This is a genomic window from Bradyrhizobium sp. USDA 4369, from assembly GCF_054056435.1.
The window spans coordinates 8,100,644-8,124,842 of sequence record NZ_JBSRYH010000001.1; the positions used below are offsets into that span (position 1 = coordinate 8,100,644).

A 24,199-nucleotide genomic window follows, 5' to 3' on the forward strand; every position below is an offset into this window, starting at 1 on the left:
GAATATTGCCCGTCAGTTTGCCCGGCTGCCCGCCCCACCCCCGACTGTCGTCCCTGCGAACGCAGGGACCCATAGCCACCGGCCGTGGTTGTTGGCAAAGGAAGGTGACACGGAGTCTTTTCCAACAATCGGCCGTCCGCGGTATGGGTCCCTGCGTTCGCAGGGACGACAGCGGAGCGTGGAGCCGCGCCGTGCCCAATCGTGTCCAGCCCCGCCCCATCAACGCCGCCCCATCTCAATTCAGCACGTTCACCGCAAAATTCAGCACCGACGCGAACCCGACCCAGCAGGCGTAGGGGACGAACAGCAGCGCCGCGATGCGATCCGCGCGCCATTGCATCACGATGAAGGTCACGATCAGCACGAACATGCTGGCGATGATCACGAAGGCCGGCCACATCAGATGCGCCGTGAAGAACACCGGCGACCAGGCGAAGTTCAACACCAGCTGGCCCCACCACACCTGCATCACGGCACCGCTGACCACCCGCTCATAGGTGCGCCAGCCCGCCACCGCGATCATGATGTAGAGCACCGTCCAGGCGATCGGAAACAGCCAGCCCGGTGGGGTGAACCAGGGCTTGTTCAGCGAGCCGTACCAGGCTCCGGGCAGGTTGGAGGCGCCGATGATCCAGCCGCCTCCGACCACGAGCGCCAGGAGGACGAGGAGATGCAGGATGGATCGGTTCATATTCCGCTCGGCGTGATTTGCAGGAGGAGAGTCTCGGCCCGTCGCTGGCGATCGGCAGCCATGCGGCCGAGACACCCACGCGCGCACTGGACAGGGCTGCCCGGTGCGCGTAGCCAGGACATAACACAATGCGAGGAAAAGTCAGGGTTTTCGCCTGACGCTTACGTCCAGGGACCGGAACGCCGACCACGTCTGCGCCGGGGTCCTGAGACCAGGAACGGAGTTTCGTCAGTGGCTGCTTCCCCGGCTCCCTCTTCAGCCATCGCCTCGATCGCGGCCGTCGAAGCCGGCCTCGCCGCGCAGGGCTATATCGCGAGCCGCCAGATCGCCACCGCGGTCTACCTGTCGCAGGCGATCGACAAGCCGATCCTGGTCGAAGGCCCGGCCGGCGTCGGCAAGACCGAGCTCGCCAAGGCGATCGCCGCCTGGCGCGGCCTGAAGATGATCCGGCTGCAATGCTACGAGGGGCTCGACGAGGCCAAGGCGCTGTACGAGTGGAAATACGCCAAGCAGCTGCTCTACACCCAGATCCTGAAGGACAAGCTCGGCGAGGTGCTGGGCGGCGCGCAGACCCTGCATGCCGCGCTCGCCCAGCTGCATGATTTCGGCGACGTGTTCTTCTCCAAGGAGTTCGTCGAGCCGCGGCCGCTGCTGCAGGCCCTGCTCGAGCCCAATGGCTGCGTGCTGCTGATCGACGAGATCGACAAGTCCGACGCCGAGTTCGAATCGCTGCTGCTGGAGATCCTCTCCGACTTCCAGGTCACGATCCCCGAGCTCGGCAGCATCGCCGCGGCCAAGCCGCCGACCGTCATCCTCACCTCCAACTCCGAGCGCAATCTTGGCGACGCGCTGAAAAGGCGCTGCCTGCATCTGCATATCGGCTTCCCCGAGCAGAGGCTGGAGGAGCGCATCGTCGAGAGCCGCGTGCCCGACATCTCGCAGACCTTGCGGCGGCAGCTCGTGGCCTTCATCCATGACATCCGCTCGCTCGACCTGAAGAAGCAGCCCTCGGTCAGCGAGACAATCGACTGGGCGCGCGTGCTGGTGCTGTTGCAGGCGGCCGAGCTCGGCCATGAGCTGGTGAAGGACACGCTCAACGTGCTGCTGAAATACGAATCCGACATTGAGGTGGCGCTGCCGCAGGTGACGACCTTCGTCGCCAAGGCGCAGCGCCAGAACATCTTCGGGTAAGCGCCATGCAGGAGAACCTGCATCGGTTCTTCCGGGCGGCGCGCGGCGCCGGCGTGCATGTCTCGCCGGCCGAGAGCATCGACGCCATGCGCGCGGTCGCGAGCGTCGGCCTGTCCGACCGCACGGTGCTGCGTGACAGCCTGCTGCTGACCTTGGCCAAGAGCGAGGACGAGAAGAAGGCGCTTGGCGCCTGCTTCGACCTGTTCTTCGCCCATATCGACCCGGCGCAGCCCGAGGCCAAGGACGACGAGGCGCCGCAGGACGCGGCGTCCAGCGAGGCCCAGACAGCGCAGCCATCAGACCAGCCGGTCCAAGACGAAGCGAATGCCGAGCTCGGACCTCTCGCCCAGATGCTGCTGGCGCAGAACAGCGCCGACATCTCGGCCGCCATCGCCAACGCCTCCAGCGCCGTCGGCCTGTCCGAGATCCGCTATTTCACCCAGCGCGGCTTGTTCTCGAGCCGCATGCTGGAAACGATGGGCATCCAGCGGCTGCGCGACGATCTGGATGCGCTGAACGACACCAACCAGGCCCAGGCCGAGCGGCTGCAGGCCGCGCTCGACGGCCTGCGCGACACCGTGCGCGATGCGGTCGCGCAGGCGCTGACGCTGTACGGCCGTGAGGAGACCGAGAATCTGCGTCACGAGATCCTGCGCAACGCGCAGCTGTCGCGGATCGAGCCGCGCCAGGTCGCCGAGATGCGTGCGCTGATCCGGCAGATCGCCCGCCGGCTGCGCGAGCGCTACAGCAAGCCGCGCAAGCGCCAGCGCCGCGGCCATCTCGACGTCCGCCGCACGCTGCGCCGCAACGCCGCCTGGGGCAGCGTCCCCTTCCTCACCGCGTGGAAACGCCGGCATCGCGATCGCCCGAAGATCGTGGCGCTGTGCGACGTCTCCGGCTCGGTCGCTCGCGTGTCCGACTTCTTCCTGCTCTTGATCCACAGCCTGCACGACGTCGTCAGCGACGTCCGCTCCTTTGCCTTCTCCGGCCATCTGATCGAGGTCAGCGAGATCCTGGAGCAGAAATCCGCCGAGGAGGCAATGGCCGAGATCATGCACAAGGTCGGCTTCGGCTCGTCCGACTATGGCTCTTCGCTGGTGGATTTCGAGAAACAGTTCATGGCCTCGGTGACCCCGCAGACCACCGTGATCGTGCTCGGCGACGCCCGCAGCAACAAGCTCGACCCGCGCGCCGACATCCTGAAAGCCATCGCCGAACGCGCCAAGCGCGTGGTCTGGCTCAATCCCGAGGGCCGCATGACCTGGGGCTGGGGCGACTCCGAAATGCCGCGCTACCAGACCTTCTGCAACGTCGTCCGCCCCTGCGCCACCGCGCAACAACTCGAGCGCGCCGTCAGCGACATCGTCTCGGCCTATCAGTAAGCCCCCGCTCTCACCCCGTCATTGCGAGCGCAGCGAAACAATCCAGGGCTGAAGCAAAAATTCTGGATTGCTTCGTCGCTGCGCTCCTCGCAATGACGCGGTCAGTATAGTCCGCAGGGAGTGCCCACCAGCGATCCACATCCGTGGACGGTGGGCACGCCGCGCTCAGACAGCGCGGGAAATCATAACGAGGCGGGCGCGCTTTTGCCTACCCTACACGCAGCGACATGCGCGACATACCACGCTGCGCCACACTCACAACGGTCGTCCCCGCGAAAGCGGGGACCCATAGCCACCGGCCCGAATGTGACAGGCAACTGGCAGTGACATTCCTCGCATCATCACGCGGTATGGGTCCCGGCGTTCGCCGGGACGACATCTCACTTCCCGATGCAAGCAGAGCCTGCTCGTTTACCGTCCCCCCGCCGCCCGCTTCAACAACGCCGCTCGCTGCTGATCGGTGAAGCTCACGCCCGACTTCTTCTCGACCACTTTCACCGCCCATGACCGCATCGGATCATCATCGACCCGCGCCGGCTCGCGCAGGATGGCGACGCCGATCTCCAGCATCTTGGCGTCGGCCTGATGCTCGATGCCGCCGCCACCGGCACTCGCCAATGCGAATGCGCCGGCGGCAGCGCCGATGCCGGCCGCCAGCGCCGTCGTGAGAAATAGTTTCCAGTCCACCTAGGCCCCCTGCTCTCATCCGCCACTGCGCCGCCACGCTCGAACAGGTTCGTGTCTGCCACATGGCCATCCTGGGCCGTTCGTTCGGCAGCAAGCGCGCCCCCCGACCACATTTGTGCGGTCTGTGATTGCGGACGGCGCAAGAACTGTGATCCCTGTGTGATTGCCCGTCGCGTTACCATGTCGCAGCAATCAGGCCTTGTACCGTCGGGCAAATCACGACGATGGTTGCGCCCAACCTGGCTCGACGAAAAGGGGCGTACGCGTCGTCACGTGACGTGAGGCAGGCTGCGGTGGACGCCATTGCATCATGCGCTTGTTGCGCGGACGAGTGGTGCTGTGGCGTACGGTGAAGTCGTGATGTCCTGACACCCCGATGCTGGTGTCACGCGCGCAGCCATGCAGGCGCATGGCGCGCGCAATGGTGGCCAACAAGCCCGGCGCACCAGGGAGACCACGTATAAGCCGTCAGACCATCGCGCAGGGAAGGCCGGAATGTTCGGCCCACCTGTGGTTCCTGCCCCGTGCATTTTTCATCGCACGGGGGCCGCGGGTGTGGTGGACACCCGGCCTTTCCTGCGCCCTCGATTTCACCGGGGGTCATCGATCAGCAAGGCTCGGACGCAGCGGCGCCGCGAGAACGCGATGTCACATGTTCTGATCTCAGTCGGCCTGCGCCTTCGGACCCCACGCTCAGCGCGGCACCACCGCGGTGGCCTCGATCTCGACCCGCGCCGCCTTCTCGACCAGTCGCACCACCTGCACAAGCGCCATCGCCGGATAGTGGCTGCCGAAGATCTCGCGATAGATCCTGCCGAGTTCCTTCAGATTGCCGAGATACTCGTCCATGTCGACCACGTACCAGGTCAGCCGCACCAGATGCTCAGGCCGTGCCTGGCCCTCGGCCAGGATGGCTGCGATGTTCTGCAGCGTCTGGCGTACCTGCGCCAGGAAGCCGTCAGCTAGCTTCTCGTGTTCGTCCCAGCCGATCACGCCGCCCGTGACCACGATCCGGCCCTCGGCGCTGATGCCGTTGGCGTAGCCTTTCGGCATTGGCCAGCCGCTCGGCTGCAGCACGCGCAGGCCTTCGCTCTCGTCCTGCCTCGCCACGGCCGCGATGGGCGCTTTGGTCGTGCTCACAAACGTCTCTCCTTGTCTATTCTACGCGGCAGTGCCGGACGACGGCGAGGCTGCGGCCTGCGCAATCTGCCGCAAAGCAAACCGCTTGAGCTTGCCGGTCTCGGTCTTCGGCAACTGCGTCACGAAGTCGATCGCCCGCGGATATTTGTAGGGCGCGATCTCGCGTTTCACATGCTCCTGAAGCTCGGTCACCAGCGCGGGGGTGCCCGCCGCGCCCGGCGCCAGCACCACATAGGCTTTCACGATCATGCCGCGGGCCTCGTCCGGCGCGCCGACCACGCCACATTCGGCCACCGACGGGTGGGTCAGCAGCGCCGCCTCGACGTCCGTGCCGGCGATGTTGTAGCCGGAGGAGACGATCATGTCATCCGACCGCGACTGGTACCAGAAGTAGCCGTCGTCATCCATGACATAGGTGTCGCCGGTGACGTTCCAGCCGTTCTGGACGTATTTGCGCTGGCGCTCGTCGGCGAGATAGCGGCAGCCGGTTGGTCCGCGCACCGCGAGGCGTCCCATCGTCCCCGGCGGCACGTCGCGGCCCTCGTCATCGACGATCTTCGCCTCATAGCCCGGCACCGGCTTGCCGGTGGCACCGGGCCGGATCTCGTCCTCGACGGCGCTGATGAAGATGTGCAGCATCTCGGTCGAGCCGATGCCATCCATCAGCTTCAGGCCGGTCGCCTTGAGCCAGGCGTCGAAGGTCGGCTTTGGCAGCGTCTCACCGGCCGAGACGCATTTGCGCAGCGAGGAGATATCGCGCCCTCCAAGCTTGGCGAGCATGGCCCGATAGGCCGTGGGCGCGGTGAAGCAGATCGTGGCCTTGTAGCGCTCGATGGCGGCGAGGAGATCGTCCGGCGAGGTCTTTTCGAGCACCACATAGGATGCGCCGATATGCATCGGAAACAGCACGCCGCCGAAGCCGAAAGTGAAGGCCAGCGGCGCCGTACCGATGAAGCGGTCGCTCTGGTTCGCACGCAGCACGTTGCGGGCGTACCCATCGCACACCGCGAGCATGTCGCGGTGGAAGTGCATGGTGCCCTTGGGATCACCGGTCGTCCCCGAGGTGAAGGCGATCAGGCAGAGATCGTCGGAGGCCGTATCGACCGCCGTGAACTCGGGGCTCGCATCCGCGATCAATGCCTCCAAGCCATCGGGCTGGCCGCTGCCCCAATACACCACCTTTTGCAGCGCGGGCGCGACCGCGCGGGTCTTTTCCATCTCGTCCGACAGCTTGCCGTCGCAAAGCGCCAGCGCGATCTGCGCCTTCTGGATCGGATAGGACAGCTCTTTCGCGCGCAGCAGGGGCATGGTGGCGACGACGATCCCACCCGCCTTGATGACGGCGAGATAGGTCGCCACCATCATCGGATTGTTGGCGGAGCGCAGCAGCACTCGGCCGCCGGGCACGAGGCCCAGCTTGCCGACGAGCACATTGGCGATCCTGTTCACCAGCGCCTGAAGCTCGCGATAAGTGTAGCTCACCTCCGTGCTGATGATGCATGGCGAGTCGCCTCGCCCCTCGTCGACCCAGCGGTCAACGAAATGGGTCACGCAGTTCAGGCGCGACGGATACTGGTATTCCGGCCGGCTGAACACGAAGTCGGGCCACAGCTCGCGCGGCGGCAGATGGTCCTGCGCGAACGTGTCGACGTGGGCGCTATGCGCCTTCGTTCCGTCCGGAAGTTGAGCCTCGTCGTGGATCTGAGCACTGGCGGCAGTGGCCATCTCACGCTCCTGTCTGAAGGAAAGGACACCCGGCACGTTTCAGTCCTAAACATTTTAGACTTAAAACATCTGGACGCAAGAGCGGAGGAGAGTTGAAGATTGTGCACTGCCCGCAAATTGTTTGAGCGTTTGCCGCCCGGCGCGGCGGCGCTGCCAGGCAACCGCGCTGCCGGAGCCTTAACTCTGCCGGCGCTGCACGGCCCTTTGCGCCGATCCCTTGGTCTTGGCGAGCAGCCGCATCAGCTCACGCACATCCTTGGGCGTCAACTCGCTGAACAGATCGGCAATCCAGGTTTCATGCTCGGCCGCCATCTTGCGAAACTCGGCGCGGCCGAGCTTGGTCAGGCGGATCACCTGGACACGCCGGTCGGTCTCGGAGGTCCGGCGATCGAGATGACCGGAATCGACCAGGCGCTCGACCAGCCCGGTGACATTGCCATTCGACACCATCATGCGCTTGGAGACGTCCGACAAGGTCATGCCGTCAGGGGCCTTGTCGAGCTGAGCCATCAGGTCGAACCGCGGCAGCGTGACGTCGAACCGCTCGCGCAGCCGGGTGCGGATCTCACCCTCGATCAGCGTGGTGCAGGTGAGGAGCCGCAGCCACAGCCGCAACTCCTCGGCATGGTCCTCTGGCAGCTCGACGGCCTTGGTCTCGGAATCAAGAGTCATGATGGAATCACATGCGGACGTTCAGCCCGAACGGGCGAGACCTCGGAGTTTGACCTTTCGGGCCTTCCCGGAGCAAGGAAAAACGTACCATCACCACGGCACCGACCGAGGCACAACAATTCCTTTAACCTTCAAGCAATTGGCGCGGCGCTTGCATGCGCGCCTGAACCGCCCTGCGGCACGAGCAGCTCGCTTGCGGCCAGGGGCGGCATCAGACTAGGCTTGAGCCGGACTTGCCGTCTGGTCAGGTGCACAACGCATCGTCCTGAATTTCAGAATCCGGGGGAGTTGTCATGAAAGTGAGTTCGAAGCTGGCGGGGCTGGGCCTGGCCGCGAGCCTGTTGGCGCAGCCGGCGCTGGCCGCCGACAAGATCAAGATCGGCGTCATCGTCACTCTGTCCGGGCCGGCTGCCGCGCTTGGCGGCCAAGTCCGCGACGGCTTCAATCTCGCGATCAAGGACCTCGGCGGCAAGATGGGCGGCAAGGACGTCGAGGTGATCGTCGCCGACGACGAGCTCAAGCCGGACGCCGCGATCACCAAGGTCAAGGGCCTGCTCGAGCGCGACAAGGTCGACTTCATCGTCGGCCCGATCTTCTCCAACATGCTCCAGGCAATCCACCGTCCGGTCACCGAGAACAAGACCTTCCTGATCAGCCCGAATGCCGGCCCCTCCTCCTATGCCGGCAAGGAGTGCAGCCCGTTCTTCTACGTCACGTCGTATCAGAACGACCAGGTCCATGCGATCCTCGGCAAGGTCGCGCAGGACCGCGGCTACAAGCGGATGTATCTGCTGGTGCCGAACTATCAGGCCGGGCGCGATTCCGTCGCCGGGTTCAAGCTCGACTACAAGGGCGAGATCGTCGAGGAATCCTATGTTCCGCTCAACACGCTCGACTTCCAGCCCGAGCTCTCCAAGATCTCCTCGCAGAAGCCGGACGCGGTCTTCACCTTCATGCCGGGCGGCATGGGCGTGAACCTGGTCAAGCAGTTCAAGCAGGCTGGCCTTGCGGACACCATTCCGGTGCTGTCGGCCTTTACGGTCGACGAATCCACGCTGCCAGCGCAGCAGGATGCGGCAGTGGGCATGTTCGGCGGCGCCGACTGGGCCCCCAATCTCGACAATCCGCAGAGCAAGAAGTTCGTCGCCGGCTATGAAGCCGCCTACAACGGCGTGCCGGGGACCTACGCAATGCAGGCCTATGATGCGGCGCTGCTGATCGAGAGCGCCGTGAAGGCGGTCGGCGGCGATCTCGCCAACAAGGACGCGGTGGCGTCAGCACTGAAGAAGGCCGATTTCACCTCGCTGCGCGGCAACTTCAAGTTCAACACCAATGGCTATCCGATCCAGGACTTCTATCTGACCAAGGTCGCCAAGCGTCCGGACGGCAAGTTCCAGACCGAGATCGTGCAGAAGGTGTTCGAGAACTACGCCGACCGCTACGCCAAGGACTGCGTGGCCAAGTAACAACAGGGAGCGAAACCACCATGAGTCATCCTGAAATCGCCGGCATTACCCGCGCCAATGAGGGCATCCAGGGCATCTCCTGGAACATCCTTGGCCAGGTCTATGTGCCGAAGAATCGCACCGAGCACAGCTTCTCCTGGCACGCAACCTTCCCGGTCGGCACCTTCGTGCCGCCGCACATCCATCCCGACCAGGATGAGTACCTCTATATCCTGGAGGGCCGGCTCGATTTCTTCCTCGACGGCGCTGAGGAATATGCGACTGCCGGCGACACGGTGCGGCTGCCGATGGGCAAGCCGCACGGCATCTTCAACAAGTCGCAGCAGACCGCGAAGACGCTGTTCTGGGTATCGCCGACGCGGCGGCTCTACGAGCTGTTCTGGGCGATCCACAACATGCGCGAGCAGAACCCGGACGATGTGGTCAAGCTCGCCGCCGAGCACAACATCCACTTCCTGCCGCCGCCTCCGGGAGCGTAGTTCGGCTGAGAACTTGGCTATCGCGCGGCATGCGGTGCACTCCCTCTCCCCGTCCTTACGGGGTGAGGGGCGGGGTGAGGGGCAGCCCCAACGACGGTGTTGTATATGGGCTCGGCTACGAGGCCTGCCGCGTCACCATCCGCGCGGCAAAGCCGGCCCGGTTGGCATAACCGCGCACGATGGCTTCGCGAGCCTCGTAGTTGAGGATGGTGTTGATGTCGGTGAAGCCCTGCGGCGCGAGCTGCTCGACCGCGTCGATGACGCCTTCCGGCCCGCCACGGCGGTTGGACGCCACGATGTCGGCGGTCATCGGCAGCCGCTTCTGCTCATAGGCCATCAGCGCCTGGCGCGGATGTTCGGAGCGGGCCAAGGCATCGGCGAGCGCGCGGGCATCGAGAATGGCCTGCGAGGCGCCGTTGGAGCCGACCGGATACATCGGGTGGGCAGCGTCGCCCAGCAGCGTGACGCGGCCGCTCGACCAATAGGGCAGCGGGTCACGGTCGCAGCATGGGTATTCCCAGAACTCCGGCGTCGCCCGCACCATCGCGGCGAAGTCGACCTGGGGAATGGAGAAGCCGTTGACATGCGGCATCAGTTCGTCGGCCTTGCCGAGCCGCGACCAATCCTCCCGCCGCGGCGGGGTGGTATTGGCATCGCCGATGCGCACCAGCACGGCCCAGTTGGTGAGGCGGGTCGCGTGGCTCGAGCCCTCGGCAATCGGATAGATCACCGCCTTCGCGTTGAGGCCGCCGGCAATGATCATCGACCGGCCGGTCAGGAACACCGGCCAGTCGGTGGCGCCGCGCCACAGCATCAGGCCGTTCCAGCACGGCGCCCCCTCGTTGGGGAACAGCGTCTGCCGGACCTTGGAATGAATGCCGTCGGCGCCGATCAGCACGTCGCCACGGACGGTGTGAACATGGGCGCCGCTGCGGTCGAAGAAATAGGCGGTCACCCCGCCCTCGTCCTGGATGAAGGCGCCGAGCCGGCAGCCGGTGTGGACCTTGTCCGGCCCGAGCCGCTGCATCACCGCCTGATGGATCACGCTCTGCAGCCGACCGCGATGGATCGAGAATTGCGGCACGTCATGGCCGGCCTCGACGCCGCGGGTCTCGTGCCAGACCTCCTGGCCCCGCCGGGTCAGATAGAACAGCTCGTAGGTCCGGATCGCGACCTCATCGAGCCGGTCGAGCAGCCCGAGCTGGGCCAGCTCGCGGATGGCATGCGGCAGGGTGTTGATGCCCACGCCGAGCTCGCGGATCGCATCCGCCTGCTCGAACAGCTCGCAGTCGATGCCGCGCGCCCGCAGCATCAAGGCCGTGGTCAGTCCACCGATACCGCCGCCAACGATGATCGCCTTCATCGCCCTCTACTCCACTCGCGCCGAACGCATAGGGCAGCAGCGTCGCATGGAGGCTTACTCCGCCGCAAGCGGCTTCGCAGCCTCGGCCCTCAGCTCCGCCCGCGTTTTCGGCTTAGCCTTAATCTTCAGCTCCTCGAAATCCAGCCGGTCCCGCACGCTGTTGCGGAAGATCTGCTCTTTTCCCGGCAGATATTGCGGCGGGCAGAACATGTCAGCGCCATACCAGGCGGCGGCCTTCATCGTGAAGGCGGGATCGACCAGATGCGGGCGGCCGAGCGCGACGAGATCGGCGCGGCCGGCGGCAAGGATGGTGTTGACCTGGTCGGCCGAGGTGATGTTGCCGACGCACATAGTCGCGACATGCGCCTCGTTGCGGACCTGATCGGAGAACGGCGTCTGGAACATGCGGCCGTAGATCGGCTTCGCCTCGCGCACGGTCTGGCCGGTCGAAACGTCGACGAGATCGACGCCTGCCTCGCCGAACGCGCGAGCGATCAGCACCGCGTCGTCGCCGGTGATCCCGCCGTCGGCCCAGTCGGTGGCGGAGATGCGCACCGACATCGGCTTGTGCGCCGGCCACGCCGCGCGCATCGCCGCGAACACCTCCAGCGGAAAGCGCAAGCGGTTCTCCAGCGAGCCGCCATAGGCATCGGTGCGCTTGTTGGTCAGCGGCGAGATGAAGCTCGCCAGCAGATAGCCGTGGGCGCAGTGCAGTTCGAGCATGTCGAAGCCGCAACGATGGCCACGCTCGGCCGCGGCGACAAAGTCGGCCTTGATGGCATCCATCGACGCGCGGTCGAGCTGGCGCGGCACCTGGCTATCGGGGAAATAGGGCAAGGGCGACGCCGACACGACGTCCCAGCCGCCCTGCTCCAGCGGCCGGTCCATGCCGTCCCACATCAGCTTGGTCGCGCCCTTGCGGCCGGCATGGCCGAGCTGCAGCGCGAACTTGGCTTGCGAGTTGGCGTGGACGAAATCGACGATGCGCGTCCAGGCCGCCTCCTGCGCGTCGTTCCACAGGCCGGCGCAGCCGGGCGTGATACGCGCATCGCGGCTGACGCAGGTCATCTCGGTGAACAGCAGGCCGGCGCCGCCGATCGCGCGCGAGCCGTAATGCACGAGGTGAAAATCGCCGGGGATGCCCTCCTCGGCCGAGTACATGCACATCGGCGACAGCACCGCGCGATTGGCCACCGTCATCTCGCGCAGCTTGAGCGGCTGGAACATCGGCGCGACCGGCTTGTCGACATCGACGTCAAAGCCCTTGGCACGGACCTGCCGCGCAAAGGCCTTGTCGACCTCGGCAACGAAGTCCGGCGCCCGCAGGGTCAGATTGTCGTAGGTGATGGCCTTCGAGCGCGTCATCACGCCAAACGCGAACTGCACCGGATCGAAGTCCCAGAAGCGATCGACATGCTCGAACCACACCAGCGAGACGTCCGCGGCGTGCTGGATCTTCTCGACTTCCTCGCGACGGCCATTCTCGTAAAGCTCGAGCGCGGCAGCGATGCTGGGCGCGCGTGCCATCGCATCGGCGAGCGCGATCGCGTCCTCCATCGCAAGCTTGGTCCCCGAGCCGATCGAGAAGTGTGCCGTCGACTTGGCATCGCCGAGCAGGACCATGTTGTCCTTGACCCAGCGCTTGTTGCGGATCATCGGGAAGTTTCGCCACATCGAGCGGTTGATCAGCAGCGGATGATCGCCGAGGAACCAGCCGAAGATCTCCTTCATGCGATCCGCGGATTGCCGCTCGTCCAAGCCGGTGAGGCCGGCCCGCTCGAACGTCGCCGGATCCGTCTCGAAAATCCAGGTCGAATGCCCCGCCTCATACTGATAGGCATGCGCGATGAACGGCCCCCATTCGGTCTCCTGGAAGATGAAGGTGAAGGCGTCGAGCGGCTTGGTCGATCCCATCCAGGCGAATTTGTTGGCCCGCAAGTCGACCTCGGGCTGGAAATGGTCGACGTGCTTCTCGCGAAAGCGGCTGTTGATGCCGTCGGAGAGCAGAATCAGATCGGCCCCCGCAAACAGCGCCTCGTTGTCGATGTCGACCTCGAATTGCAGGGTGACGCCGAGCTCACGAGCCCGTTCCTGCAGGATCATCAGCAGCGTGCGGCGCGAGCAACCGCAGAACCCGTTGCCCCCGACCCGGTGCACCGTGCCGCGGAAGTGCACCGCGATATCGTCCCAATAGGCGAACTCCTGGGTGATGCGCTGATAGCTAGGCAGGTCGTATTTCTCGAAATTATCGAGCGTGGCGTCGGAGAACACCACGCCGAAGCCGAACGTATCATCGGGGCGGTTGCGTTCGTAGACCGCGATGTCGGCGCTCGGCCGCTGCTTCTTGAGCAAGATTGCCGCATAGAGACCCGCGGGTCCGCCACCGATGATCGCGATCTTCATGAACGCCTCCGCACGAGAGCCGAGCCAATGAAATTATTTTAACCCTAAAATATATCCTGGCAAGCCCCTCCGGTTCCTTGCCCGGTCAATTCCCCTGAAACACCGGCTTGGATTTGGCGGCGAAAGCTTCGAAAGCGCGAGTGAAATCCTCTGTTGTCATGCACAAGGCCTGGGCAACTGCCTCGGCCTCGATCGCCTCCTCCACCGACATCGCCCATTCCATCGCCAGCATGCGCTTGGTCATCGTGTTGGCGAAGGTCGGGCCGTTCGCGATCTCCGTGGCCAGCGCCACGGCCTGTGCCAGCACCTCGCTCGGCGCGACGATCCGACTGAAGAAGCCCCAGCGCTCGCCCTCGTCAGCGCTCATGAAGCGGCCGGTATAAAGCAGCTCCGAGGCCCGGGACTGTCCGATAATGCGCGGCAGGATCGCGCACGCGCCCATGTCGCAGCCGGCGAGACCGACCTTGTTGAACAGGAACGCCACCTTGGCGCCGGTCGCGGCGAGCCGGATATCGGAGGCCATCGCGACGATCGCCCCGGCGCCGGCGCAGATGCCCTCGACGGCGGCGAGGACAGGCTGCGGACAGGCGCGCATCGCCTTGACGAGATCGCCGGTCATCCGGGTGAAGGCCGTCAGGCCTTTAGTATCCATCTTCACCAGCGGGCCGATGATCTCGAACACGTCGCCGCCGGAGGAGAAATTGCCGCCTGCTCCGGTGACGACCACCGCCTTGACGTCGTCATCGAAAGCGCAGGCGCGGAAGAAGTCGGTCAACTCACGATAGCTGTCGAATGTCAGCGGATTCTTGCGCTCCGGCCGGTTCAAAGTGACCGTCGCGACACGGTCCTTCACCGCCAGCAGGAAATGATGGGGCTGGTAGTCCGCCAACGGCAGGGTGACGGGATTGGCCGGTTTCGACATGATTGTTTCCTTCCTGTTATCGTCGGGTGTTGCCGATCAGACTTCGCCGCCTGCGACCGCGATCGCCTGCCCTGTGATGGCGCCCGCGCCGGCACCGCACAGCCACACGACGGCGTCGGCGACTTCCTGCGGCATGATAAGCCGCCCTTGCGGATTATGCTTGGCGAGCTCAGCGATCGCCTGCTCGCGGCTGCGGCCGGTCTTCTTCATGATGTTGTCGACGCTATCCGCGACGAGATCCGTGTCGGTGAAACCAGGACAGACGGCGTTCACCGTGACGCGCGTGGCAGCCAACTCCAGCGCCAGCGAGCGCGTGAGACCGACCACCGCGTGCTTGGCCGCGGTGTAGGCGCTGACATAAGGATATCCCTTCAAGCCTGCCGTGGACGCCACTGCGACGATGCGGCCGTAGGGCCTGCTCTTCATGGCAGGCAGCACCGCCTGCGCGGCATGCACGACGCCCATGAAGTTGATGTCCATCATGCGACGGAACAACGCGGCGTCCGACTTCAGGAACGGCGCCGATTCTGCGCTGCCCGCATTGGCAACGAGGATGTCAATCGGCTGACGTGCCGCAGCCACGGCAACCGCTGCACTCAGCGCAGCCTGATCGGCCACGTCGGCGACCGCTGTGTGATCTGCACATCCAGCCGCGACCGCTTCATCGAGAGTCGCGCCGTTGCGGCCGACGATCGTGACAATTGCGCCGGCCTGCCTGAGCGCCCGCGCGATCTCGCGGCCAATGCCGCGTCCACCGCCCGTCACAATGGCATGTGCGGCGTGGGGAAGTCCGGACATGCGCGCGTCTCCTCCGATTTCATTGGCAGGCCTCACCCCGCAATTTATTTTAACCTTCAAATTTTTGCAACAACGCGCCTGATGCGGCTTGACTCCCTTGCCTCCCCGGCTAGCGTTCCTGCGTCTGCTAAGAACAGCTCTGCCGATCGGCGCGCACTTTCCCATGCCCCCGCGTGCTTGTCGCGGGTTCTAAGACGAGGGTTCTGCCGGCTGGAAGACCGGCGTCGAACGCGCTCCGGCGGCAGGCGGATCTGCGAGCTGCGGTTTGGACAGGGAGACTCGATCTTGAAGATTGCAGTGCTGGGGGGCGGCAACGGCTCCTTTGCGGCCGCAGGCGATTTCGCCCTCGGTGGTCACGAGGTGCGGCTGTGGCGCCGTGATGCGGAGCTGGTCGCCCAGCACAGAGCGGCGGGATCGACGATCATCGTCAAGGACGTCAACGGCCGGCACGAGGCCAGGCTCGCTTTGGTCACGACCGACATCAGTGCGGCCGTTGGCGGGGCTGAGCTCATCCTCTGCCCCGCGCCGGCTTTCGCGCAAGCCGACATTGCGCGCCAACTCGCGCCGCACCTCGCGGACGGCCAGGTCGTGTTCCTCCCGCCGGCCACGTTCGGCACCATGATCTTCGCGGCGGCCGCGCGCGATGCCGGCAACAGGTCCGTCGTCAGCTACGCAGAGACCGGCACCCTGCCTTGGCTGACGCGCAAGCACGGCCCGTTCGAGGTCGCGATCACGATCCGGGCCAAGCGGCTCCCGGTCGGCGTGTTCCCGCTCAAGACGGCGGAGCACGCGCTCGCGATCGTCGGCCGCGCCTTTCCCGGAATCATCGAGCCATGCGGCGACGCGCTGTCGGGCGCACTGATGAATGCGGGGTGCATCATTCATCCGCCGCTGATCGTGATGAATGCCGGGCCAATTGAACATTTCGAGCGCTGGGACATCCACAAGGAAGGCACGCAGCCCTCGATCCGTCGCGTGACCGATGCGCTCGACAACGAACGGATCGCGGTGCGCGAGGCGCTCGGCTATGGCGCGCCGCATTTTCCGCTGGCGCATCACTATGCCGAGGAGGGCGAGATCTGGATGTATGGCCGCGGCTCGCATGACCGGCTGACGGATTCCGGCGATTGGCGCGAGCAGCTGGTGCTCACGCAGCACCGCTATATGCGGGAAGATCTGCGGCTCGGCCTATCGTTGCTGATCTCGGCCGCCGAACTGACCGGCACGCCTGCACCGCTCGCCCGCGCCTTTCTCGCCATCGGCGGCGCGATCTGCGGCGAGGACTTCATGGCGACGGGGCGGACGCTCGCGAGCCTCGGCCTCGGCGGTCTCGATCGCGCCGCATTGCAAGCGCTGTTGCGTGAAGGATATGCGGCATGATCCCGCGCGGTCACGTTGCCTGTCTCGGTGCAGGCCGCATGGGCCGCGGCATTGCGGTAGCCTTCGCCTATGCCGGCCATCCCGTCACGATGATCGACATCAAGCAGCGGACGTCGGAGGAATTCGCGCGGCTGCAGCGCGAGGCGCTCGGCGAGATCGAGGCCACGTTCGCCACGCTCACACGGCTGGGATTGCTGCAAGCCACGGATGCCGCGAAGCTGATGCACAAGGTCGCCGTCGCCCCCGCCGACGCGGGTGACGATGTCCTGGCGCGCACGACGCTGGTGTTCGAGGGCGTCCCGGAGATCGTCGATCTCAAGCGCGAGGTGCTGGCTGCAGCCTCACGCGCGGTCGCATCCGACGTGATCATCGCGTCGACGACGTCGACCATCCTGGTCGACGATCTCTCGGGCGCCGTGGAGCGGCCGGAGCGCTTCCTCAATGCGCACTGGCTCAATCCAGCCTATCTGATCCCGCTGGTCGAGATCTCGCCGGGGCTGGCGACGGATCCCGACATCACTGCACGCCTGAAGACGCTGCTCGAGGGGATCGGCAAAGTGCCGGTGGTCTGTGCCGCCACGCCGGGATTCATCGTGCCGCGCATTCAGGCGCTCGCGATGAACGAGGCCGCGCGGATGGTCGGCGAAGGCGTCGCCAGTGCCGAGGAGATCGACAAGGCGATCCGCTATGGCTTCGGCTTCCGCTTCGCGGTGCTCGGCCTGCTCGAATTCATCGACTGGGGCGGCGGCGACATTCTCTATTACGCCAGCCGCTATCTCGAAGGCGCGCTGCACAGCGACCGCTACCGCGCTCCCGAGGTGATCGAGAAGAACATGGCCGAGGGCCGCATCGGCCTGCGCAGCGGTGCCGGCTTCCTTGACTATTCCGGGCTGGACGTCACGGCCTATCGCGAGCAGCGGCTCGGCGCGCTGGTCGACATGCTCCGCCACCACAAGCTGGCGCGTCCGCCAGTGGTGGATTGAGCGCGCGGACTGATCACACCGACGGAAACCCGCGCAGCAGGTAGGCGCGCAGCCCCTGCAACAGGCCGTTGAGGATGAGCCCCAGCAGCGAGATGGTGATCAGCGGGACGAACATGTCGACCGCCTGGAAGGTCCGCGCGGCCGTGACCAGCACATGGCCGAGCCCATCGGTGGAGGTGATCATTTCGGCCAGGAACACCACGATGCATGAGATGACGAGGCCGATGCGACAGCCGGTCAGGATGGAGGGCATCGCCGCCGGCAGTACCACCTTCCACAACACGTCGCGCGGCGGCGTACCGGCCGCGAGCGCCGACCAGATCAATTTCTGTTCGACGATGGTCGCGCCGTAATAGGTCGACAGCAGGATCGGGAACAGCGCGTCCGCCGCCACCAGCATGATCTTGGACTCGTGGTTGAAGCCGAGCAACAACAGGAAGGCCGGATAAAGCGCGACCTTCGGCAGCGGCGCCAGCACGCGCACGATCGGCCTGACCACGGCATTGACCGGCGGGCTGACCGCCGCGGCAATGCCGATGGACACGCCGAGCACCACCGCGATGGCAAAGCCAGCGAACAGCCGGAACAGCGTTGCCGCGATATCCTGCTGAAATGTGGCACTGGAGAGCTGCTGCCCCATGCGCAGGAACACCTGCACCGGCGGCGGCAGCAGCGTAGCCGGCGCATAGCCGAACGACACGAGGCCCTGCCACAGCAGCAGGACCAGCACGATCGGTGCAGCGCCGAGCAGCCATTCGTTGGCGCGGGTCGTGATCATGAGAAGCTCAAGGGCATGTCGAATTGCGGCTCCGACCAGCGCACCAGCCACCTCCGGATCGTCTCGAACACCGCGTCCAGGCAGATCCCCATCGCGCCGATGATGATGATCATCGCGAACACGGTGTCGTATTGTCCCATGTCGAGCGCATTGAACAGGATGTTGCCGGCGCCGGATTGCCGCGCGATCATCTCGCTCGTGACCATCGTGATCAGCGCCAGCACGAGGCCGGTGCGGCATCCGGTCAGGATCTCCGGCAGCGCGGCCGGCAGGACGATGCGCAGCAGGCGTTCGCCGGCGGACAGGCCCATGGCCGCGCCCGACCACAGCATCTTCTCCTCCACGGCCTTGGCACCCTCGAAGCTGTGATAGATCACGGGAAGGCTGACGCCGAGAAAGATCACCAGGGTCTTGGAGATGTCGCCGACGCCGAGCCACAGCATGATGATCGGCATCAGCGCCGCCTTCGGCACCGGGTAGACCAGCATCAGGAGCGGATTGAAGAAGGCGGCGGTCGCCCTGCTCCGCCCCATCAGCAGCCCGAGCGGAATCGAGAACGCGAGCGCCAGCGCGAAGCCGATCGCCATTCGCCGCAGCGAGGCCAGGATGTTGATCAGCGCTTCCTTGTCGGTGAGGATCGGCGGGATGGCGCGCAGCGATTCCAGCGCCGTCGGAAAGCTGTCATTCTTCAACCCGAGCGAGGCCAATTGCCAGGCCAACAGCAGGCCGCAGCAGGCCAACGCCGGCGACAAATGCTTCAGAGCGCCCTTCATGACGGCAGCTCGTTGTCGCCGGAATCGTCGAACATGCGCTCGATCTCGACGATGTAGTTCTGATAGCGCGGATCGAGCAGCAGCTCCTCGCGGCGGCGCGGCCGCGGCAGGTCGATGTCGATCACCTCGCGGATGCGGCCGGGCGAGCGCGACATCATCACGACCTTATCGGACAGGAACACCGCTTCCTCGACCGAATGCGTGACGAACAGCACCGTCTTGCGATCGCGCTCCCAGATCTCCAGCAGATCGTTCTGCAGGCGCGTCCGCGTGTGCGCGTCCAGCGCCCCGAAGGGCTCATCCATCAGCAGCACTTCAGGTCCATAAGCGAGCGTGCGCGCCAGCGCGACGCGCTGCTTCATGCCGCCGGAGAGCTCCTTCGGATAGAACTTCTCGAACCCGGTCAGCCCGACCATGGCGATCAGCTCCAGCGCGCGGGCCTCCGCCTTCGCGGAATTCATGCCCTGCTGCAACGGACCGTACATCACGTTGCCGAGCACGCTTTTCCACGGAAACAGCGCAAATTCCTGGAACACCGGACCGCGATCGGTGCCAGGGCCGGTGATCGCCTTTCCCTTCATCTTCGCCGTGCCGCTGGTCGGGCTGACGAAGCCGCCGACGATATAGAGCAAGGTGGATTTGCCGCAGCCGGAGGGGCCGAGGATCGAGACGAAGGCGCCGTCCTCGACTGACAGCGAGATGTTCGACAGCGCGGTATGGTCGCGGCGCGACGACGTCTTGAACACCTGCGACACGCTATCGATCTCGATGATCGGCTCGGCCGGACGACGACCGAGCGGAACGCCCGCGAGCTCGCCGGGTCGAATCGGGGTCACGCCCATATCGGCTTCTCTTTTCGGTGCGGCACGCTCAAACGCTCCATGATGTCAGGCATGACAGACCGCTAGGTTAGCAAGAAACCTGCCAATCGTCGCCCTGGCCCGGCTCATTCCTGCTCCTGGTCGAACCACGGCCAGTCCGCGGGTCCTTCATGCGTCACGGCGCCGAGCGGTGCCTGGCCGACGAGCCTGGCATATTTCGCCAGCGCGCCGGCGCGATGCCGCGGCGGCCGCTGCGACCACACGGCGCGACGGGCCGCGAGCTCAGCGTCGTCGAGAAGAACATCGAGCCTGCGCGCTTTTGCATCGATGCGAACCGGATCGCCGTCGCGCAGAAGTGCCAACGGACCGCCTACAAAGGCTTCCGGCGAAACGTAGCCGATGCACATGCCGCGCGTCGCACCGGAGAAGCGACCGTCGGTGATCAGCGCCACCTTCTCGCCCATGCCCTGGCCATAGATCAGTGCGGTCACGCCGAGCATTTCGCGCATGCCCGGACCGCCGACCGGCCCCTCGTTGCGGATGACCAGCACCTCGCCAGCCTGATAGTTGCGCGCACGGACGGCGGCGACGCAAGCTTCCTCATCCTCGAACACGCGGGCCCGCCCCTCGAAGACGAGGCTCTTCAAGCCGGCCACCTTGATGACCGCGCCATCAGGCGCGAGATTGCCCTTGAGCACGGCGACGCCCCCATCCGCCATGATCGGCCTGGCCGGATGAAACACGATCTCGCCATCGGGCGCATTGGCCGCTCCGTAGTCCTCGGCAAGCGTGCGGCCGGTCACCGTGAGGCAGGAGCCGTCGATATGGCCGCTTTCGATCAGCGCGCGGATCACCACGGCCGCGCCGCCGATGTCATACACATCCTTGGCCGTATATTTGCCGCCCGGCCTGAGATTGCCGATCAGCGGCGTGCGGGCGAAGACCTCGCCGACATCGTCGAGGGTGAAACGGATGCCGGCTTCGTTGGCGATCGCTGGCAGATGCAGCGCGGCGTTGGTCGAGCCGCCGGTGGCCGCGACGATCGCCGCACCGTTCTCCAGCGCCTTGCGGGTCACGATATCACGCGGCAGCGGCCCGCCACGAGCCATCATCTGCATGATCAGACGGCCGGCCTGCCGCGCGACATGGGCGCGCTCGGCATAGACGCCGGGGATCATCGAGACGTTGGGCATCGACAGGCCCATCGCCTCCGACAGCATGCCCATCGTGTTGGCGGTGAACTGCCCGGCGCAGGCGCCGATGGTCGGCAGGCACGACCGCTCGATGCCTTCGAGCGCTGCGGCATCGATCTCGCCGGTCATGTAGCTGCCGACCGCCTCATACGAATCGAGCACCGTGAGCGTCCGCCCCTGGAACTTGCCGGGCAGAGCGCTGCCGCCATAGATGAAGATCGACGGCACGTTGCAACGGACCATGCCCATCATGACGCCAGGCAAGGTCTTGTCGCAGCCGCCAAAGCCGATCAGCGCGTCATAAGCCAGACCATGGACAACGGCCTCGATCGAATCCGCGATCAGCTCGCGCGAGAACAGAGAGAACTTCATTCCCTCATGGTTCATGCTGATGCCGTCGGACACCGAGATGGTCGCGAATTCACGCGGCGTGCCACCGGCTTCGGAGACGCCCGTCTTGGCGGCATCGACCTGGAAGTCGTGCGTCATGTTGCAGGGCGTCTGCTCGCCCTTCTGGCTGACGATGCCGATCATCGGCTTGGCGATGTCGGCATCATCCAGCCCCATCGCGCGCATGAAGGCGCGGTGCGGGGCACGATCGAGCCCCTCCACCGTGACGCGCGAGCGCAGCTTCCTCATCGACGACCTCCGCGCAGAGCGTCCGCTTCTTTACTGGATCGGCGCGACGATGGTGGGATGCTTGAACTGGGCGACGTCGAGTTTCGGCAGCATGCCGGTCTCGGCGTAGATGTCGAGCATCTTCTGGATCGCCGGGAAGTTCGGCGCGGCCACGGGATCGCGGCCGAAATCATTGTCCTTCAGGAGATAGGTCTCGATCACCGGCACCGGCACCTTCATCACTTCGGAGACGACCTTCAAGGTCTCGTCGCGATTGGCCAGCGCCTTTTTCATGCCTGCGGTGATGTCGCGGACATAGGCCTTCACCAGATCCGGGTTATTGTCGACAAAGTCGGCGCGGCAGGCTTCGAGGATATGGACGATGTTCGGCATCGCCTCCGAGAGCTGGAACAGCTTGCGCGTGCCGCCCTTGGCCTCGGCGCGCGCCGCGAACGGCTGGTTCATGTTGACCGCATCGACACGGCCCTGGCGCAGCGCATCCTCGGCCACGGCGAAGCCGACCTCGACGAGCTTGATATCCTTGGCGGGATCGAGCCCGGCCTGCTTCAACAGCAGATTGAACGGCCCCTGCGTGCCGCCTCCGATCACGGAGATGCCGACCGTCTTGCCTTTGAGATCGGCAATGGTCTTGATCGGCGAATCATCCTTGACCGCCCAATACACCGAGAAGCCGCCCGGCTTCTCGTAGACGTGCTGGGCGACGATGTAGGCCTTGAGCCCGCCGCCGACCACACCATTCGACAGCGACAGCGGCGCCTGCGTGGCGCAGTCGAGCGCACCGGCGGCCAGCGCCTGGGTCATCGGTGCCGTTCCCTGGAACTGCGTCCACTCGATGGTGTAGGTCTTGCCGAGGTCGGGAAACTCGGCGGGACGCTTCATCATCCAGTACTTCGATTCCTCCGCCGGAATGGTCCAGCCGACGCGGATCGTCTGTTGAGCAAATGTCGGCCCCGCACTCGTCGCCAGCGCTATACTTGCCAGCGCTGCCAGCATCACCTGTTTCCGCATCACGCCCCTCCGCCAATCCATCAAGGAACCTCGCGGAGAATGTTTCATGTCTCAAATATCGGTGCAAGCGCGGAAAACGCCCTCGCCTTGCCTGCCCCGTGAGCAAGAACTGCTTCGCAGCGCGACAAGGCTGCGGCCATCAGGAATGCCGCCCTCCGTGTGCCGTACCGCCTCCGGCAACGCAGGGTCGCACACCGTCGAACCGAACAGGGCCGGCGATTCCGGCCGTTCAGCCGACTGGCGCTGCAGCGCCGCACGCGCTAGGGAGAGGCCCCGAATTGATCCTTCCAGGAGTTCTCTCGATGTCGATCCAGCGTTTTGAAACCGGCCCGCGCATGAGCCAGGTGGTCGTTCACGGCAATACCGTCTATCTCGCGGGCGTCGTGGCGCAGAAGACGGCCGGCGAGAGCGTCACCAAACAGACCGAGGAGATCCTCTCGATCATCGACGGTCATCTCGCCAAGGCCGGCACCGACAAGTCGAAGTTGCTGTCCGCGACCATCTACCTCACCGACATCAAGACGTTCGGCGAGATGAATGCAGTCTGGGATGGCTGGGTGTCGACCGGCAACACCCCGGCGCGCGCCACCGTCGAGGCCAAGCTCGCGGCGCCGCAATACACGGTCGAGATCATGGTGATCGCGGCCAAGTAAGCCGCTGCGGCGGCCGCGGCATCAGTCGGTGCCGCGGCGGCCGGTGTTGCGATTGAGCGGATCGCGCCGCTCGCGCGTGAGCCCTTCCGGCAGCACCGGCTCGGTGCCCGGAAGCGGTTCGGCGCGCACATCGGCGCCCCACTGCTCCCGTTGGCGGGGCGTCGTGTCGTCCTTGACCTGTTGCGGCTGCGGCAGACCGTCCTTGCTGACGGGGTCGTAGGCGCCGGAGCGCAGGTCGCGCGTGTCTCTGCCTGTCATGCCCTCTCAACAAGCATGGTCGCGCAGTCGTTCCTGGTCGCCGGCCCACCAAAACCACTCCAAAGTCACGACCGCATAATCTGGGTTCGGCGTGGCAAGCTCCGCTCCGGACATCGCGGCCAACCTCGGACGAGGAGCCACGCGAGCGCCGGCGCGGCCTTAGCCCTGTGACAGATCATCGCGACACCTCGCCGCAGCAGATACGGAGGCCAACGACTCTTCAATCAGCCTTCTTCGGAAACGCCTTGACAGCGGTCCGACGCCGCTTCGACGCAACCCGTGACCCGCGGATGCGGCGCTTTCGAAACTCCAAGCCGCACATCACGACATCGATGCTCTCATGCGGCAGCCGCAGTCGTCGACCATGGAACCCAAGCCACCTCTCGACCTGTCGAACATGGACCCGAGCAAGCTCGAATCGGCGCGACAGCTCATCACGCGTGTGAAGCGATGCAATGTCGACGATGTAGTCGAGCCGCTCCGACGGAGTACGGCCGACGAGCTGTGCGTAATCGCTTGCAAGCAATAAATCTATAATCTTCTCAGGCAGCTCCGGCTTACCCATCTTCCATTCCCAAACCCGCCGTGCGTGCCCGCCGAGACAGGCCTGTGGGCCGCCGGCATGAGCCATCACGACGTTCACCGATGATCATGCGACCGCCTCTCCTCGGCGAACGCCGATGACGAACTCCGCTTGGATAAAGGTTGCAGGCCGACGTTCGGCTTGTCCGGCCGCCCCTGCGCATCAGTCAGGGGGCGCCAGCGGGCCGCAATCGCGAGAGACCAACATCAAG

23 protein-coding genes are annotated in these 24,199 nt (G+C 65.3%); 7 read left to right on the forward strand and 16 right to left on the reverse strand.

The window, feature by feature from the left end:
• Positions 1-235: 235 nt before the first annotated feature.
• Positions 236-649: a TspO/MBR family protein gene (locus ACVIJ6_RS36705; RefSeq protein WP_456777170.1), complete on the reverse strand. Its 414-nt coding sequence runs from the start codon at positions 647-649 to the stop codon at positions 236-238.
• A 273-nt stretch (positions 650-922) separates the two neighbouring features.
• Here ACVIJ6_RS36705 and ACVIJ6_RS36710 point away from each other — a divergent pair, with 273 nt between their 5' ends.
• Complete coding sequence (locus tag ACVIJ6_RS36710) at positions 923-1,882, forward strand: AAA family ATPase (protein ID WP_456776752.1); 960 nt, start codon at positions 923-925, stop codon at positions 1,880-1,882.
• Between the two features lie 5 nt (positions 1,883-1,887).
• Positions 1,888-3,264, forward strand: coding sequence for a vWA domain-containing protein (locus ACVIJ6_RS36715; RefSeq protein WP_456776753.1), 1,377 nt, complete (start codon positions 1,888-1,890; stop codon positions 3,262-3,264).
• 411 nt (positions 3,265-3,675) lie between these two features.
• On the opposite strand, the gene ACVIJ6_RS36720 is transcribed toward ACVIJ6_RS36715, so the two are convergent.
• From ACVIJ6_RS36720 to ACVIJ6_RS36735, 4 genes are all read right to left on the reverse strand, one after another.
• Positions 3,676-3,951: a hypothetical protein gene (locus tag ACVIJ6_RS36720; RefSeq protein WP_456776754.1), complete on the reverse strand. Its 276-nt coding sequence runs from the start codon at positions 3,949-3,951 to the stop codon at positions 3,676-3,678.
• A gap of 693 nt (positions 3,952-4,644) precedes the next feature.
• A complete protein-coding gene (locus ACVIJ6_RS36725) occupies positions 4,645-5,091 on the reverse strand; it encodes a RidA family protein (protein WP_456776755.1) in 447 nt (148 codons plus the stop codon).
• Between the two features lie 21 nt (positions 5,092-5,112).
• Complete coding sequence (locus tag ACVIJ6_RS36730; protein ID WP_456776756.1) at positions 5,113-6,816, reverse strand: benzoate-CoA ligase family protein; 1,704 nt, start codon at positions 6,814-6,816, stop codon at positions 5,113-5,115.
• A gap of 177 nt (positions 6,817-6,993) precedes the next feature.
• Positions 6,994-7,488, reverse strand: coding sequence for a MarR family winged helix-turn-helix transcriptional regulator (locus ACVIJ6_RS36735; protein WP_456776757.1), 495 nt, complete (start codon positions 7,486-7,488; stop codon positions 6,994-6,996).
• 293 nt (positions 7,489-7,781) lie between these two features.
• Here ACVIJ6_RS36735 and ACVIJ6_RS36740 point away from each other — a divergent pair, with 293 nt between their 5' ends.
• Positions 7,782-8,954, forward strand: coding sequence for an ABC transporter substrate-binding protein (locus ACVIJ6_RS36740; RefSeq protein WP_456776758.1), 1,173 nt, complete (start codon positions 7,782-7,784; stop codon positions 8,952-8,954).
• Positions 8,955-8,974: 20 nt separating this feature from the next.
• Positions 8,975-9,433 carry a cupin domain-containing protein gene (locus tag ACVIJ6_RS36745; RefSeq protein WP_172111799.1) on the forward strand — a complete coding sequence of 153 codons (459 nt, stop codon included), beginning with the start codon at positions 8,975-8,977 and terminating at the stop codon, positions 9,431-9,433.
• Between the two features lie 115 nt (positions 9,434-9,548).
• On the opposite strand, the gene ACVIJ6_RS36750 is transcribed toward ACVIJ6_RS36745, so the two are convergent.
• From ACVIJ6_RS36750 to ACVIJ6_RS36765, 4 genes are all read right to left on the reverse strand, one after another.
• Entirely contained in the window at positions 9,549-10,796 is a 1,248-nt protein-coding gene (locus ACVIJ6_RS36750) for a flavin-dependent oxidoreductase (RefSeq protein ID WP_456776759.1), read from the reverse strand.
• A 54-nt stretch (positions 10,797-10,850) separates the two neighbouring features.
• Positions 10,851-13,199 carry a bifunctional salicylyl-CoA 5-hydroxylase/oxidoreductase gene (locus tag ACVIJ6_RS36755; RefSeq protein ID WP_456776760.1) on the reverse strand — a complete coding sequence of 783 codons (2,349 nt, stop codon included), beginning with the start codon at positions 13,197-13,199 and terminating at the stop codon, positions 10,851-10,853.
• A gap of 85 nt (positions 13,200-13,284) precedes the next feature.
• Positions 13,285-14,121, reverse strand: coding sequence for an enoyl-CoA hydratase family protein (locus ACVIJ6_RS36760; RefSeq protein ID WP_456776761.1), 837 nt, complete (start codon positions 14,119-14,121; stop codon positions 13,285-13,287).
• Between the two features lie 36 nt (positions 14,122-14,157).
• Complete coding sequence (locus ACVIJ6_RS36765; RefSeq protein WP_456776762.1) at positions 14,158-14,919, reverse strand: SDR family NAD(P)-dependent oxidoreductase; 762 nt, start codon at positions 14,917-14,919, stop codon at positions 14,158-14,160.
• A 285-nt stretch (positions 14,920-15,204) separates the two neighbouring features.
• Here ACVIJ6_RS36765 and ACVIJ6_RS36770 point away from each other — a divergent pair, with 285 nt between their 5' ends.
• Together ACVIJ6_RS36770 and ACVIJ6_RS36775 are read left to right on the forward strand one after the other, a co-directional pair.
• Entirely contained in the window at positions 15,205-16,299 is a 1,095-nt protein-coding gene (locus tag ACVIJ6_RS36770; protein ID WP_456776763.1) for an NAD/NADP octopine/nopaline dehydrogenase family protein, read from the forward strand.
• 38 nt (positions 16,300-16,337) lie between these two features.
• Complete coding sequence (locus ACVIJ6_RS36775; RefSeq protein WP_456777171.1) at positions 16,338-17,282, forward strand: 3-hydroxybutyryl-CoA dehydrogenase; 945 nt, start codon at positions 16,338-16,340, stop codon at positions 17,280-17,282.
• A gap of 13 nt (positions 17,283-17,295) precedes the next feature.
• Here the strand turns inward: ACVIJ6_RS36775 and ACVIJ6_RS36780 are convergent, their stop codons facing one another.
• The 5 genes from ACVIJ6_RS36780 to ACVIJ6_RS36800 all read right to left on the reverse strand — a co-directional run bounded on the left by ACVIJ6_RS36780 (position 17,296) and on the right by ACVIJ6_RS36800 (position 22,494).
• Positions 17,296-18,060: an ABC transporter permease gene (locus tag ACVIJ6_RS36780; protein ID WP_456776764.1), complete on the reverse strand. Its 765-nt coding sequence runs from the start codon at positions 18,058-18,060 to the stop codon at positions 17,296-17,298.
• Entirely contained in the window at positions 18,057-18,833 is a 777-nt protein-coding gene (locus ACVIJ6_RS36785; RefSeq protein ID WP_456776765.1) for an ABC transporter permease, read from the reverse strand. Before ACVIJ6_RS36785 ends, ACVIJ6_RS36780 begins: the two co-directional genes overlap by 4 nt.
• On the reverse strand, positions 18,830-19,675 hold the full coding sequence (locus ACVIJ6_RS36790; protein WP_456776766.1) for an ABC transporter ATP-binding protein: 846 nt from the start codon (positions 19,673-19,675) through the stop codon (positions 18,830-18,832). Before ACVIJ6_RS36790 ends, ACVIJ6_RS36785 begins: the two co-directional genes overlap by 4 nt.
• A 104-nt stretch (positions 19,676-19,779) precedes the next feature.
• Positions 19,780-21,486, reverse strand: coding sequence for a dihydroxy-acid dehydratase (gene ilvD / locus ACVIJ6_RS36795; protein ID WP_456776767.1), 1,707 nt, complete (start codon positions 21,484-21,486; stop codon positions 19,780-19,782).
• A gap of 30 nt (positions 21,487-21,516) precedes the next feature.
• Complete coding sequence (locus ACVIJ6_RS36800; RefSeq protein ID WP_456776768.1) at positions 21,517-22,494, reverse strand: ABC transporter substrate-binding protein; 978 nt, start codon at positions 22,492-22,494, stop codon at positions 21,517-21,519.
• 302 nt (positions 22,495-22,796) lie between these two features.
• On the opposite strand from ACVIJ6_RS36800, the gene ACVIJ6_RS36805 reads away from it, so the two are divergent.
• Complete coding sequence (locus tag ACVIJ6_RS36805) at positions 22,797-23,147, forward strand: RidA family protein (protein WP_456776769.1); 351 nt, start codon at positions 22,797-22,799, stop codon at positions 23,145-23,147.
• A 21-nt stretch (positions 23,148-23,168) separates the two neighbouring features.
• On the opposite strand, the gene ACVIJ6_RS36810 is transcribed toward ACVIJ6_RS36805, so the two are convergent.
• Both ACVIJ6_RS36810 and ACVIJ6_RS36815 read right to left on the reverse strand, forming a co-directional pair.
• Positions 23,169-23,405 (reverse strand): hypothetical protein, encoded by a 237-nt coding sequence (locus ACVIJ6_RS36810; protein ID WP_456776770.1) that lies wholly within the window; start codon positions 23,403-23,405, stop codon positions 23,169-23,171.
• 220 nt (positions 23,406-23,625) lie between these two features.
• Positions 23,626-23,970: a hypothetical protein gene (locus tag ACVIJ6_RS36815; protein WP_012042835.1), complete on the reverse strand. Its 345-nt coding sequence runs from the start codon at positions 23,968-23,970 to the stop codon at positions 23,626-23,628.
• Positions 23,971-24,199: the final 229 nt, after the last annotated feature.

Excerpts from the sequence above, each read along its gene's own strand:
- ACVIJ6_RS36730 (WP_456776756.1), bottom strand. The coding sequence starts at position 6,816 with ATGGCCACTGCCGCCAGTGCTCAGATCCACGACGAGGCTCAACTTCCG.
- ACVIJ6_RS36780 (WP_456776764.1), bottom strand. The coding sequence starts at position 18,060 with ATGATCACGACCCGCGCCAACGAATGGCTGCTCGGCGCTGCACCGATC.
- ACVIJ6_RS36745 (WP_172111799.1), top strand. The coding sequence starts at position 8,975 with ATGAGTCATCCTGAAATCGCCGGCATTACCCGCGCCAATGAGGGCATC.
- ACVIJ6_RS36810 (WP_456776770.1), bottom strand. The coding sequence starts at position 23,405 with ATGACAGGCAGAGACACGCGCGACCTGCGCTCCGGCGCCTACGACCCC.
- ACVIJ6_RS36755 (WP_456776760.1), bottom strand. The coding sequence starts at position 13,199 with ATGAAGATCGCGATCATCGGTGGCGGACCCGCGGGTCTCTATGCGGCA.
- ACVIJ6_RS36740 (WP_456776758.1), top strand. The coding sequence starts at position 7,782 with ATGAAAGTGAGTTCGAAGCTGGCGGGGCTGGGCCTGGCCGCGAGCCTG.
- ilvD (WP_456776767.1), bottom strand. The coding sequence starts at position 21,486 with ATGAGGAAGCTGCGCTCGCGCGTCACGGTGGAGGGGCTCGATCGTGCC.
- ACVIJ6_RS36765 (WP_456776762.1), bottom strand. The coding sequence starts at position 14,919 with ATGTCCGGACTTCCCCACGCCGCACATGCCATTGTGACGGGCGGTGGA.
- ACVIJ6_RS36715 (WP_456776753.1), top strand. The coding sequence starts at position 1,888 with ATGCAGGAGAACCTGCATCGGTTCTTCCGGGCGGCGCGCGGCGCCGGC.
- ACVIJ6_RS36775 (WP_456777171.1), top strand. The coding sequence starts at position 16,338 with ATGGGCCGCGGCATTGCGGTAGCCTTCGCCTATGCCGGCCATCCCGTC.
- ACVIJ6_RS36790 (WP_456776766.1), bottom strand. The coding sequence starts at position 19,675 with ATGGGCGTGACCCCGATTCGACCCGGCGAGCTCGCGGGCGTTCCGCTC.
- ACVIJ6_RS36800 (WP_456776768.1), bottom strand. The coding sequence starts at position 22,494 with ATGCGGAAACAGGTGATGCTGGCAGCGCTGGCAAGTATAGCGCTGGCG.
- ACVIJ6_RS36760 (WP_456776761.1), bottom strand. The coding sequence starts at position 14,121 with ATGTCGAAACCGGCCAATCCCGTCACCCTGCCGTTGGCGGACTACCAG.
- ACVIJ6_RS36785 (WP_456776765.1), bottom strand. The coding sequence starts at position 18,833 with ATGAAGGGCGCTCTGAAGCATTTGTCGCCGGCGTTGGCCTGCTGCGGC.
- ACVIJ6_RS36750 (WP_456776759.1), bottom strand. The coding sequence starts at position 10,796 with ATGAAGGCGATCATCGTTGGCGGCGGTATCGGTGGACTGACCACGGCC.
- ACVIJ6_RS36815 (WP_012042835.1), bottom strand. The coding sequence starts at position 23,970 with ATGGGTAAGCCGGAGCTGCCTGAGAAGATTATAGATTTATTGCTTGCA.
- ACVIJ6_RS36805 (WP_456776769.1), top strand. The coding sequence starts at position 22,797 with ATGTCGATCCAGCGTTTTGAAACCGGCCCGCGCATGAGCCAGGTGGTC.
- ACVIJ6_RS36735 (WP_456776757.1), bottom strand. The coding sequence starts at position 7,488 with ATGACTCTTGATTCCGAGACCAAGGCCGTCGAGCTGCCAGAGGACCAT.